The organism is Methylobacterium bullatum (genome assembly GCF_014845095.1).
Lineage (GTDB): Bacteria > Pseudomonadota > Alphaproteobacteria > Rhizobiales > Beijerinckiaceae > Methylobacterium > Methylobacterium bullatum.
This window is the reverse complement of sequence record NZ_NKUG01000068.1, coordinates 15,387-27,315: the sequence shown is the minus strand read 5'-3', so window position 1 is coordinate 27,315 and position 11,929 is coordinate 15,387. Positions and strand designations below refer to the sequence as shown.

Below are 11,929 nucleotides of genomic sequence, written 5' to 3'. Positions count from 1 at the left end.
CCCACATGCGGCAGCAGGACCACCCGTTCCAGGCCGAGGAAGGCCTCCGGCACCTGGGGCTCGGCGGCGAAGACATCGAGCCCCGCGCCGTGGATCGTGCCCGATCGCAGGGCCTCGATCAGCGCCGGCTCGTCGACGAGGCTGCCGCGGGCGACGTTGACGACGATCCCGTCGGGGCCGAGGGCGTCGAGGATCTCGGCATTCACGATGCCGTTCGTCTCCGGGCCGCCGGGCGCCACGATCATGAGGACGTCCACGGCCCGCGCCATTTCCAGCAGGGTCGGGTGGAAGGCATAGGCCACGTCCTCCTGCCGGCGGCGGCCGTGATAGGACAGGGTCACGCCGAACCCTTCGAGGCGGCGGGCGATGGCCCGCCCGATCCGGCCGAGGCCGAGGATGCCCACATGCCGGCCGCGCAGGGTCGCGGTGAGCGGGTAGGTCCGCGTGGGCCAGTGCCCGGCGCGCAGGTAGCGGTCCGCCTGCGGGATCTCTCGGATTGTCGCCAGGAGCAGCCCGAGGGCGAGGTCGGCCACCTCGTCGGAGAGCACGTCGGGCGTGTTGGTCACGACGATGCCCCGCTCCGCCGCGGCGCCGACATCGATCGTATCGTAGCCGACGCCGTAACTCACCACGATCTCGAGATGGGGCAGCCGCTCGAAGAGGGCGCGGTCGACGGGGGCCTGCGCCCCGATCGCCATGGCGCGGATGCGCGGTCCGATCTCGCGATAGAACGCGTCGGGATCGGGCGCGGTGTCGGCACGGTGGAGGGTGAAGGCGCCCGCCAGCGCCTCCATCACGCTGGGCTGCATCGGCTTCAGGAGCAACAGGTCGGCAGGCTGCATGTCGCGCTCGTCATCCGTCCCCGGAACCGGCCATGGAAGGAGTGGCCATGAGAGGATACGGCTGTAATCCGCCCTCCGGGCAGGGTCCAGCCATCGCGGCCGGCCCGCATCGGCCAAGGCCGCCATGCGGCGCGTGGGCGGCAGTCATGAGCCCGATGCGCCGTGTGCGCCGGCCTACTTCCAAGCGGGCCTTTCGAACATTACTAAAGAGGTCGAGAGTCACATATCCGCCCGTGATCCGATCAACGACGAAAACCGAAACAGCCACGCCATGACTGCCCCGCGCACCCTCTACGACAAGATCTGGGACGACCACGTGGTCGATGTCGAGCCGGACGGCACCAGCCTCCTCTACATCGACCGCCACCTCGTCCACGAGGTAACGAGCCCACAGGCCTTCGAGGGGCTGCGCGTGGCCGGACGGCGCGTGCGCCACCCGGAGAAGACCCTGGCGGTGGTGGACCACAACGTCCAGACCTCGGACCGCCGCTTCGGCATCGAGGATCCGGAGAGCCGCCTCCAGTTGGAGACCCTGGCCGAGAACGTGCGCGACTTCGGCATCGAGTTCTACGATGCCCTCGACCGCCGCCAGGGCATCGTCCACGTCATCGGCCCGGAGCAGGGCTTCACCCTGCCGGGCCAGACCATCGTCTGCGGCGACAGCCACACCTCGACCCACGGCGCCTTCGGCGCGCTGGCGCATGGCATCGGCACCTCGGAGGTGGAGCACGTGCTCGCCACCCAGACGCTGCTGCAGCGCAAGGCCAAGAACATGCGTGTCACCGTGGACGGCACCCTGCCGCCGGGCGTCACCGCCAAGGACATCATCCTCGCCATCATCGGCGAGATCGGCACCGCCGGCGGCACCGGCTACGTCATCGAATATGCCGGCGAGGCGATCCGCGCCCTCTCGATGGAGGGGCGCATGACGATCTGCAACATGTCGATCGAGGGCGGCGCCCGCGCCGGCCTGGTGGCGCCGGACGCCATCACCTACGCCTACGTCAAGGATCGCCCCAAGGCCCCCAAGGGCGAGGCGTTCGAGCGGGCCCGCGCCTATTGGGACAGCCTCGCCACCGACGAGGGCGCCTTCTTCGACCGCGAGGTCCGCCTCGACGCCGCGAGCCTGCCGCCCCTGGTGAGCTGGGGCACCAGCCCCGAGGACGTGGTCTCGATCTCCGGCCTCGTGCCCGATCCGGCCGCCATCGCCGACGAGAACAAGCGCCAGTCGAAGGCGAAGGCCCTCGACTATATGGGCCTCACGCCGGGCACGAAGATCACCGACATCAGCGTCGACCGGGTCTTCATCGGCTCCTGCACCAACGGCCGTATCGAGGACCTGCGCGCTGTGGCCAAGATGGTGGAGGGCCGCAAGGTCCATCCGTCGGTCTCGGCCATGGTGGTGCCGGGCTCCGGCGTGGTGAAGGCCCAGGCGGAAGCGGAAGGCATCGACCTCATCCTCAAGGAGGCCGGGTTCGATTGGCGCGAGCCGGGCTGCTCCATGTGCCTCGGCATGAATGCCGACCGCCTCAGCCCCAACGAGCGCTGCGCCTCCACCTCCAACCGCAACTTCGAAGGCCGCCAGGGCCATCGCGGGCGCACCCACCTCGTCTCCCCCGCCATGGCGGCCGCCGCCGCCGTGGCCGGCCGGTTCGTCGACATCCGCGAGTGGCGCGGCGAGGCCTGAGCGCCGAGCTTGGGCGGAATCGGCGAAACGGGCCGGAATCGCGATTGACGCGGCCGGCCCGTCCGCCTAAACGAACCTCCGCGTCGGCAAACATCTGCCGACCGGCCCAGGTGGCGGAATTGGTAGACGCGCTGGTTTCAGGTACCAGTCTTGCAAGAGGTGAAGGTTCGAGTCCTTTCCTGGGCACCATCAACCCCTAAGTGGTTGATCCGTTGATATCATAGGCATAATCGAAGCGAACCGGTATACATCACCGGGGTACAAGCTCGATGGGCCTTCGTATGACTTCCGCGTCGAAACGCCGCGATTCTGATAAACTGCAGTACCAACGTCGAGTGCCGAACGACGTGCTCAGAATTGCGCAAGGGCGCGTTTATCCAATCGTACTTCCTCAAGTTGGCCCTGTTGCCGAGGAAGTTGTTGACGTCCGGATTCGGCCCGCAATCAGCTTCTCACTGAGAGTTGTCGGCCAACAGGCCGGTAAGATCCGAGCTGCCGCTGTCAACGCACAGCTGGACATCATCTTTGCGAGCGTTCTTTCAGGCCCAGTTGAGCTGACGCACTTTCAGATCATTGGGTTATCGGGTGAGGTGTATCACCTCCTCTTCAACAGCTTCAAAGATGAGCCGGGCGAGCCAGAGCACTGGGAAGCTTGGAAAGCCTTTACGTGGGCCGCAATCGAAGGACGAGTATCAAATCCACCGCCTGCGTCCTGGCGCGAGTTCATGCTGGATCATCATGCCGCGCACGGGCATTTTGGTGTCACTCACGGCCCCGAGCTCTTGGAGACAGTCGAAAGACTGTCTCCGGGAGACAATGCGATGAGCCTTGAGCGTCGCTTTGGAGTCTTGGCGATGTGGGTGCTTGCACGTAATGGGCTTGAGATCACACGAGATAGCCGCCGGAAGCTCTTATTTCAGATCGGCGAAGCTTCTCTTAAGGCTGGCGTGCGACTTAAAAAAGCGTCTCAAGGTGACTACACTCCCGATGAGGTAGAAAAGCGCTACCCAGCTGTAGCGCCAAGAACATTGCGCAGCGGGATTTCTCTAACTGAGCTTTTCGAATCTTGGTGGCGTGAGGCCAAGGCTGCAGGGCGCAAACCTAGCACCTACGAGAGTTACGAAAAGACCGTCCGGTACCTTGTCGCTTTTCTAAAGCGCGATGACGCAGCGAGTGTGACGCCGGAGGACATTGTTGCGTTCAAGGTTCATCGGCTCGCAACACCTAACGAGCGTACCGGCAGACCTCCAACACCAAAAACGGTCAAGGATAGCGACTTGGCAGCCCTGAAGACTCTATTCGGCTGGGCGGTTAGCAACCGGATGCTCCCAGTGAACCCGGCGTCCGACGTAACGATTAAGGTTGGCAAAAAACGTCGCGTTCGGCCCTCTGGTTTCATGGAAGCCGAGGCTAACGCTATTCTGTCAGCGGCTTTGCATTACGTCCCTGGAAAGCGCGAAGGCGCCGGCACGGCTGCGGCCAAGCGCTGGCTACCTTGGCTATGCGCATTCAGTGGCGCTCGCGTCGGCGAAATGGCTCAGCTGCGGCGGCAGGACCTTCGGCGCGAGGGCGATCTTTGGGTGATCAACATCACGCCCGAGGCCGGTACGGTGAAAAATGATGAGGCTCGGGACATCGTCCTCCACAAGCAACTCGTAGAGCTTGGCTTCCCTACCTTCGTTAAAGCGAGCGCCGAAGGTCACCTCTTCCTCAAGCCGGGAAAGGGGGGGGACGTCCTTGGCCCACTCCAGGCGTTGAAGAATCGCATGGTCGAGTTCGTCCGACCAATCATCCCTGACCCGAATGTCCAGCCGAACCATGGCTGGCGGCACCTATTCACGACCAAATGCGAGGAAGCCGGGATCAATCCCCGCATCTACAATGCGATCATGGGCCATGCTGCTCGCACTGTGGCTGAGGGCTATGGCAACGTGACGTTGAAAGCGATGGCTCCCGCGATCGAGAAGCTACAATCGTTCGATCTAGATAGGCTCCGCGAAATCCCGTTCGAACAAGAAAAACTGATGGACGGCGATGATTCTGCGCTTATTGCCGCCAGATACTCGTGAGATATACTGCTTGACCGAGCGTCTGCCGCCCATCAGGATTGCGGAGCGCAACTGCGATCTCAGCCTCTCCCCTATCAACCGGCTCGTAGGAGCCGACACGCAACGTTAGCAAAACCTTTGCTTGCGCTTGGCACAGGCGGGTTACCGCCCGCATATACCTGGGCTTTCCGGTCCCGGGATCACGGGTGCGTGGCAGTCTAACGAAGCGGCTCGGGGATGGAAGGCGATGCGTGGATGGCGATTAGCAGGATAGACCTCGGGGGCGCGGGCTCGCCGGAGGCGCTCGTCAAACGCATCCTACAGGCTGAACCGAACCTTTCGATGCCCGTGCCGATCCAGGAAATGTGTGCACGCCTTGGGATCCTCAGGATCGAGGACCTGGACACTGACGAATTCGAGGGCGGCCTCGTCACCAACGCGAAGCGGTCCGAAGGAACCATCCTCGCTAAGCGCGGGGGCGAACCGCGTCGTCGCTTCACCATCGCGCACGAACTCGGCCACTTCCTGATGGCGCACCACGTCCCGGATCAGCCCGGCCGGTTCCTTTGCAAGAGTTCTGACCTACGGCGCCTCACAGCCAAGGAGGGCGACGAACGCCAGCTTAGGGAAATCGAGGCCAACCGCTTCGCCGCACTTGTGCTGATGCCCCCGCACCTGCTGCGAGGGGCTATGGCTGCCTTTCGCGAGCCCGACCTGCAGCATGTTCTTGCGCTCGCACGCGACTTCATGGTCGGCAAGGAGGCGGCGGCTCGAGCCTACGTGCAATACCACCCCGAGCGGATCGCCATCGTTGTGGCGGGCAATGGCCGGGTGCAGCGGTGCTACCGCAGCCTCTCCTTTCCCACCATCATCTGCGGGGTTGGCAGACCGGTCCCGACACGCTCGCGCTATCATAACAGTTCGCATCTGCCCAACATCGCGGGCGACATCGCCTCATGTAGTCCCGATCTCTGGATCGATGTAAGGCGCGACCTCCGCGCGCCGGCCCTCTATGAGCAGGTGTACCTACAGAACAACGGGTTCGCGATGATCCTGCTGCGTCTGGAACCCATCCCGGAAGAAAGCGCGGAGGAACGCAGGTTGGAGGAGGGCTGGCGTTACCGCTTTCACTCCGGGCGACGGTAGCCGAGACCCACGCAGAATCGGGTCGGGCCGGGCGCTGGTTCCTGCCTATCCCGCGTGGCTAGATCGGCCTCTGGTGCCGGAGCGTGTTTTGGCCGCTGGTTCGCCCATCGCCACGAAGGAAGTGCTGAACGCCCGCGACTATCGCTGCAGCGGTCGGCAGTCGTGCTGGTACATCAATGTTGAAGAGGACAGGCTCGTGAACGAGCGCGCCTTTTCAAGCCAGGAAATCTTCCAGGAGGAGGTGTTTGACCTACATGTCGAACGCATCACGGCGCGGAACGTTTCTCTCTTAGGACAAACCCAGGGGCCTGAAAGAGAGCTAAATCGACAGGGCAACCCGGGCCCGCGTAGTTCAATAGGAACTGCTGCCTAGATGGATATGGCTTTTGACCCGAAGAATACGCCTCATGAGAGGCTATATATTCAGCATTCCGCGGGCCCCGAATTCAGCCGGTGCGCTGTACCTTTCCTTCACGGACTTAAGTCAGAACCGAACCCAGGCAACGATGAATCCGAGATTGGATACTTGCGATTGTTGCAGCGGAAGTGTTGCGGCCCAACTGCATGGGAAGCGTCGCCTACTTGGTTTCGACACCAAGAAAGGCTGGCATCATCGCCGTACTATAGGTTCCGTTGGGGCCTTCGCGGGAATGGGATCCCCGGGAGATGACGTGTCCAGAGAGGATGAGTGCCCAGCAGGTGCCGAGGTGTCTCGGCCGGCCGAGCCTGACATAAACCTGCCGGTCAGGAACGCACGCAGAACCTCTGCAGAAGCTCGCGCCGCAAAGGGCTTGTAGCGGTCGTCCTTATTGGGGTCAGCATGATCCATAACGCCCTTGACGACGAGCCACTCGGGCACTTTCGCCGCGACAGCCACCCTGGCGATCGCGGCGGCTTCCATCTCGAGACCGATCACGCTGCGCACGCCCATCGCCCTAAGGTCCTCCCAGGTAACTCCGTCTTTGACAACGACGTTGCCGCTGGCGATTGGGCCGACCTTGATGGCGAACGGCAATTGCTCGGGCGGGTCGACGTCAAGGATCAGGGAACTCTGGACCTCAGCCTCGCCTGCGGGCCTTAGCCTCAGCGAGGGACCATCAACCTCGATGGTCTCGTCAGCCAAGAGCCTGTTGATCATCGGTCTCCATTCGCCTTTCCCAAAGTAGCGCGAGCGTGCCGGATGCTTCCTGGGATCGCTACCGGCATGGAGCGTCTCAAGCACCCAGAAGCGAGCCTCTTCTGGCGAGGGCTTCCCGTAACTCGGCAGCGCTTCCGGCTGCAAGGACTCGGCGGCACGCAGCCAATGGTCGCTCACCGCCGCTTGCCGATGGTCGCCGACGAACCCGCCGGCCTCGCGCTTGCCCTCGTCATATTGATAGGCAAGCTCCGATATGACGACGTCTCCGCGTGCGACGTCTCCGGGATTACCGGCACACACGCCGGACATGACCAAGCAACCCGGCCGCAAGTGTTCGACAAGCCGGGCCGCGAATGGTCCTGTCGCGATTCCGCCCATCCGAGAAGCCCTGGCAATCGAGATCGAGAAAAGCGCCTGTCCACCACGGTGGAATATTCCGCGCTCGTGCGGCAGGTTCGTCGCCGCATCGAGTTCCCTCCAGTCGCGTACACCCTCGCCGCCACATCCGTCCGCATCGAACGCCCGCCTGGCCGCGTCGTACTCCTCCTTGAGGGCTGTTATAAGCAGGACGTCAGTCGTGACATCCATCTTCTTAGACACAGCGTCCCGCCCCCGCATGAGCTTGAAGTGTCCGGAAGAGCGCTCGCTTGTCCAGTAGTTCCCGCTCATCTCTTCGATATGAGGGTAGTACCGCAATATAGCTGCCCCCTTGTAAGGACCGGGAGCATCAGAGTAAACTGCTTTTGGGTCGACCTCGTACATGTAATAAAGTATTGGGACGCCCGATCTGTCGCGGCCCAACTGCACAGAGATGGTGTTCGAGTCCATGCCCCTGGAATGGACAGTCATACCGATGTCGGTCCCTTCCTGCCGAATGAACGCTTCGGCGTCCACCCGGCCGGATTTTTCGCCACGAACCCATCGGATCTCGATCATCCATTTGCCCGAGATGTTGGGAAAATCGATAGCTACTTGGTCTGGCTGCTGATCTTCCTTCCCAGACATCACGCCGCCCTCACTTCACGTCCGCCCTCGAAAACGGCAACCCCATAGTCCGCGCTCGCAACCCCGCTGACCACGACATTCCGTAAGGTGGACCCGAACATCGCCGCCATGTACCGACCACCCCGCCGGCGCGCGGGATCGGCTACAAGGCCAGGGACGATCGAAGGCGAGAAATATTGAGAGAACCTGACAATGCAAAGGTCGGACGACATGATGTGAAAGCCGTCGTGCAATTCGTGGGCTTTATTCGAGACCGCGATCAGCAACTCGCGGGTGGAGCCGAAGGTCGGCGTCGAAGCAAGCGGTCGGAGCGGCACAATCGGCAGCCCGTCAGGATCGTCGCTGACCAAGACACCGATGCCGGAGAACGAGTGCCCAGCACCGCGTCGCACGTCCTCCAGGAGCTCTAGCAAGAAATCGATTGGCATGAGAAGGGCCGTCACATCCTGTGTTTGGTGGGGTCAAGCCTTTGGGAAATCATGCCCTCTCTGCACACCAGCGCGTCGGAACTGCATTCCGCCCTGCGGGAGGTACCCCGACGCCGACCTTGCTCGCTTGGTGCGCTGAGTAAGCTGAACCGGCGCGGCTGCGAAGCCCCGGGCTGACGCACCGCTTAAATCCCGTTAAGACGACGTCCTACTCCGTCCGACCCGCTGAACCCCATGCGCATCGCACCTACACGCGCGTCCACGCCCAGCCCCCACCAGCACGAGTCCCATCCGCCAATGGCGAAAACTAGAGGTTCGCGCGACTTACGCATGATCCGAGCCCATGTCCAACGGTCCAAGAGTGACGGAACCGGCTCTGCCTCCGGATGAGTGTGCCATTCGCCGACGTAGGTGTCCGTTCCGCCGCTACACTGCCACGCCCGCATGGCCGCGTCCTGGTGGCCGCCGTCCATTCGATCGAAGAGCGTCCTGGCCCGCGCGTCCCGGCGCATCGGCACGGTGCAATCGCTTACCTCAACGTGGTCGCCGCGATGCGAGCCAATGAGGATGCCCCCAGCCTCACGCGATAGGGACCCCCGCTCTACCCATGCCTCGATGGACTCGACGACTGTCTGGTGGACCGCGACGAAGCGCAGCCCGTCTGGGGTCAAGATCAATGCTTTGTCGAGCATGCCGGACATCTGTCGGTTACACCGGGACTAGAGTCCTCGACTTCGAACGCTTTCTCTGGCTCGAAGGTGCGGGTCCGGAAGCGGTGGCTTGGGCGCCCTGCAGCCCAGTCGAGCGCGAGATCGCAGGCTAAGGCGGCCGCGGAGACAGAACGCGACACCGGGAAGGTGACGAACTCGCCGTCGGCGCACGATTCAACCGCGCCGAATTCAATCTCGACGCCCGGCCGCATTACCGGGTGCAGCGGGGGCCCCGCCAGTTCCGGCTTCAGGCATTTTAGGCAGGCTGCTCCGGCGTCGCCGTCCATCAGCAGGCACTGCGCGGCCGCACCGTTGCCCATAAGCCATACGAACAGCAGCGCCGGACCGGTCGGCCTTTGGTCGACGGCAGCCTGATTAAGCGCGAGCGATAGGGCCTCCTCGCCTGTTGCGTCCACCACAAGGTCGAACTTCCGCAGCTCAGCAACCTCCTGCACGTCCTGTGCGGACCACTCTACACTTGCGCCGGGCATCATGGCGTTCAGATACCCTGCGCAAGCCTCCGCCTTGTTGCGGTGGAGGAAGGGAACACCCAGAAGATGGCGGCCGAGGTTCGCCGTCCGCAGAACGTCGATGTCGACGAGGTGCAGGCGACCGCCGGCTGTCCCGGCGCCACACTGGGCCAGTTGATGCGCGAGAAAGCTGCCGATTGTGCCGCAGCCAACTACCGCGACGGAGCGACCGGCAAGGCCGCCACGCGACCCGAGGTTACGTCCGTAAACGAAGCCGAGATCGGCCGAGTCCGTGGTGATGCGCTCCAAGGAGACTTGCCCCACCGCCCGTGCCAGATTGCGTGCAAGTGTCGAGCGTCGGTTAACGAGGAACTCCGCGGTTCGCATCGGCGTGGGAACCGTGATGCGGCATGCGAATGTCCCGTTCATTGCCCGAATCGCGAGCGTTGCCTGACGACCGGTCCCCAAAGATAGCGCCTCCTCGAGACTGTCGGGAAGGGCCGGGTCAGCCCACCGCAGCCATTCGACGAGCTCGTCGTAGTCGGCAGGCGGCCACTTGCCTTCGGGGTTTAGCGTCAGCGGAGCGTCGAGGGAAATAACGAGCGCCGTCTCTTCCGGCCCGTCGGCTCGTCGCGGCGGATCGCGGTCGCGCGCCCACGACGGCCCCGCGACGAGCACGGGCGTCGGCTCGCCGGCTGCCGACAGCCGAGGGTAGATGATGTTGGCGGCGCCGCTGTAGCCGTCGGGAAGGTCGCACAGCATCCAGCGCGCAAACCAGTAAGCGTCAAACTCGTCGCCGAAATCGGCGTCCGAACGCCCCTCAACGGCATCGTCCAGAACTCGGGCTGCCCGCTCAACGCACCGGGCGATCGTGCCGCCCGGGTCGTAACGGTCGAGGACTACCGAGCCATGTGCGTAGTAGCAAACCAGTCTCGACGGACCAAGGTGAGGCAGTCGCCGGTCCGGGCCCCGCCATCTCTCGGAGATGTGCACGAGCGGCATAGTCACGAAGTCGAGGTCGGGCACGAGGACCGTGACCGGCACGTGGCCGGACGTGATGGACAACGTTCCCTCGTAGACGTCGACGCCGCCACTCGGCACGCGCCGGAAGCCCCGTTCGACGAACGCGTCGTGCATGGCCAGCCGGCGCTCGGTCCGGTCGTCAGCCACTGCGGGAGCGGCCTACGTCCGGGGCGGCGACGACCCTCTTCGGCTGGGCCGTCACGGTCGCGGCGGCGGCGCTAATCACAGCCGGCGACGCTAGACCGGTTGCCGGGGCCGGCGCGACAGAGACGAGGTCGGGCCTGTCCGGCACCCGCTTCCCGAAAGCCCTCCGCAGCAGGCGCACCGTTTCGTGAGCGTCCTCGCACTCGTCCACAACCTGCCGGAGGAGCGTGGCTAGGTCTTCGAAAGCTTTCGCCACCTCCTCGCGTCTCTGCTTGGGGATGCGGTTAAGATCCTCATCAGCGCAGGCGGGATTCGAGACAGTGCCCCGCACGTACCCGGGCACAAGCTCGACGACGCGTAGCAGCCGCTCGTCCTCGCGTGCGGGCAGCTCGCGCCAACCGATCTCCCCGTAGGCCTGCCAGGCGCATGCCATCAATAGAATTGAAGACACCTTTAGGCGATCGAGGAGCTCGTGGTCGCGCCATGCCTTGAGGTACCGCGAGTCCCGCCGCAGCCTCTCGCCATAAAGGTTCTCGACTGCGTCCGTGAACCACTTGTGGATCTTGCGCGGGTCCGATTCCTTCCAGCCCTCGTCGCGGTGCGCTAGGAGGACCTCGTCGGACGGCAGATCATCCCACGACTTCTTCTTCTCGGCGGAGTCGGCGGAGGCCTTAGCGGCCCGCGAGCGACGGTCCTCAAGCAGGCGGAACTGATCGTCAGGAATCGCGTACAGAGGGATGTCAACGTGCGAGTCGTGTGCGATGACAACGCGGCAGCAGGTCGGCTTCGACTCGCGCCCCCAATCCTCTCGCTCCGCCAAGTCGTCGAGCGCGGCGTCTACGAACTCGAAAAACTTCTCGGCGGCCGTCGACGGGCGGGTGCCCCGTACGAACGACAGCGGTAGGTAGCAGCCGTCGTCGAGGTCCATCTGCTGGCCCGGAGGGTGCGCAGGGTCATTAAGCGTTTTGTAGGCGAAGCTGCCCTGCGTGAAGAACCGTGGCCTGACGCGGCGGCCGAACAATGCTTCGCTCGACGCCTCAAACGCTTCGCGCAGGTGCGCGCGGATCTTCGTCCGCGCCTCCCGGATACGGCTGTCCTCTGGCTTGAGATTGACGAGATAGTTCTCGGGTTCACTCTCTGAGTGGAGGAGCTTGGATGCGTTGGCCATGGAACGGGTGCCTCCCGGCTCGACCGCCGGAAGGCGACGTAGTTAAGTTTCAACCTTAACATCCTAGACGGCAAGAACATAGGGCGAACATTCCTGTGGACGGTGACGGCATATCGATTG

General features: G+C 63.6%; 9 protein-coding genes and 1 tRNA gene. 4 read left to right on the top strand and 6 right to left on the bottom strand.

From position 1 onward, the window contains the following. A partial coding sequence (locus tag MBTS_RS10110; protein ID WP_192215544.1) for a 2-hydroxyacid dehydrogenase occupies positions 1-842 on the bottom strand: 842 nt, incomplete at its 3' end. A 271-nt stretch (positions 843-1,113) separates the two neighbouring features. Between MBTS_RS10110 and leuC the strand changes: the two genes are divergently transcribed. The 4 genes from leuC to MBTS_RS10090 all read left to right on the top strand — a co-directional run bounded on the left by leuC (position 1,114) and on the right by MBTS_RS10090 (position 5,723). Continuing rightward, complete coding sequence (gene leuC / locus MBTS_RS10105; RefSeq protein ID WP_056145021.1) at positions 1,114-2,529, top strand: 3-isopropylmalate dehydratase large subunit; 1,416 nt, start codon at positions 1,114-1,116, stop codon at positions 2,527-2,529. Between the two features lie 104 nt (positions 2,530-2,633). Further along, positions 2,634-2,718, top strand: a tRNA-Leu gene (locus MBTS_RS10100). A 92-nt stretch (positions 2,719-2,810) separates the two neighbouring features. Further along, a complete protein-coding gene (locus MBTS_RS10095) occupies positions 2,811-4,598 on the top strand; it encodes a phage integrase N-terminal SAM-like domain-containing protein (RefSeq protein ID WP_192215543.1) in 1,788 nt (595 codons plus the stop codon). A 216-nt stretch (positions 4,599-4,814) separates the two neighbouring features. Continuing rightward, positions 4,815-5,723, top strand: a complete 909-nt coding sequence (locus MBTS_RS10090) for an ImmA/IrrE family metallo-endopeptidase (RefSeq protein ID WP_238254008.1) — start codon at positions 4,815-4,817, stop codon at positions 5,721-5,723. A 610-nt stretch (positions 5,724-6,333) separates the two neighbouring features. Here MBTS_RS10090 and MBTS_RS10085 read toward each other — a convergent pair. From MBTS_RS10085 to MBTS_RS10065, 5 genes are all read right to left on the bottom strand, one after another. Further along, complete coding sequence (locus MBTS_RS10085) at positions 6,334-7,866, bottom strand: Cap15 family cyclic dinucleotide receptor domain-containing protein (RefSeq protein ID WP_192215542.1); 1,533 nt, start codon at positions 7,864-7,866, stop codon at positions 6,334-6,336. Continuing rightward, positions 7,866-8,294 carry a hypothetical protein gene (locus tag MBTS_RS10080; protein ID WP_192215541.1) on the bottom strand — a complete coding sequence of 143 codons (429 nt, stop codon included), beginning with the start codon at positions 8,292-8,294 and terminating at the stop codon, positions 7,866-7,868. The genes MBTS_RS10085 and MBTS_RS10080 overlap by 1 nt, the downstream gene beginning before the upstream one ends. A gap of 185 nt (positions 8,295-8,479) precedes the next feature. Next, on the bottom strand, positions 8,480-8,986 hold the full coding sequence (locus MBTS_RS24230) for a Mov34/MPN/PAD-1 family protein (protein WP_192215540.1): 507 nt from the start codon (positions 8,984-8,986) through the stop codon (positions 8,480-8,482). Beyond that, positions 8,968-10,611: a ThiF family adenylyltransferase gene (locus MBTS_RS10070; RefSeq protein WP_210322750.1), complete on the bottom strand. Its 1,644-nt coding sequence runs from the start codon at positions 10,609-10,611 to the stop codon at positions 8,968-8,970. The genes MBTS_RS24230 and MBTS_RS10070 overlap by 19 nt, the downstream gene beginning before the upstream one ends. Before the next feature lie 25 nt (positions 10,612-10,636). After that, entirely contained in the window at positions 10,637-11,809 is a 1,173-nt protein-coding gene (locus MBTS_RS10065) for a CBASS cGAMP synthase (RefSeq protein WP_192215538.1), read from the bottom strand. Positions 11,810-11,929: the final 120 nt, after the last annotated feature.

Coding starts and splice junctions, on each gene's coding strand:
- MBTS_RS10085 (WP_192215542.1), bottom strand. CDS start 7,866: ATGTCTGGGAAGGAAGATCAGCAGCCAGACCAAGTAGCTATCGATTTT.
- MBTS_RS10070 (WP_210322750.1), bottom strand. CDS start 10,611: ATGCACGACGCGTTCGTCGAACGGGGCTTCCGGCGCGTGCCGAGTGGC.
- MBTS_RS10090 (WP_238254008.1), top strand. CDS start 4,815: ATGGAAGGCGATGCGTGGATGGCGATTAGCAGGATAGACCTCGGGGGC.
- MBTS_RS24230 (WP_192215540.1), bottom strand. CDS start 8,986: ATGCTCGACAAAGCATTGATCTTGACCCCAGACGGGCTGCGCTTCGTC.
- MBTS_RS10095 (WP_192215543.1), top strand. CDS start 2,811: ATGACTTCCGCGTCGAAACGCCGCGATTCTGATAAACTGCAGTACCAA.
- MBTS_RS10065 (WP_192215538.1), bottom strand. CDS start 11,809: ATGGCCAACGCATCCAAGCTCCTCCACTCAGAGAGTGAACCCGAGAAC.
- MBTS_RS10080 (WP_192215541.1), bottom strand. CDS start 8,294: ATGCCAATCGATTTCTTGCTAGAGCTCCTGGAGGACGTGCGACGCGGT.
- leuC (WP_056145021.1), top strand. CDS start 1,114: ATGACTGCCCCGCGCACCCTCTACGACAAGATCTGGGACGACCACGTG.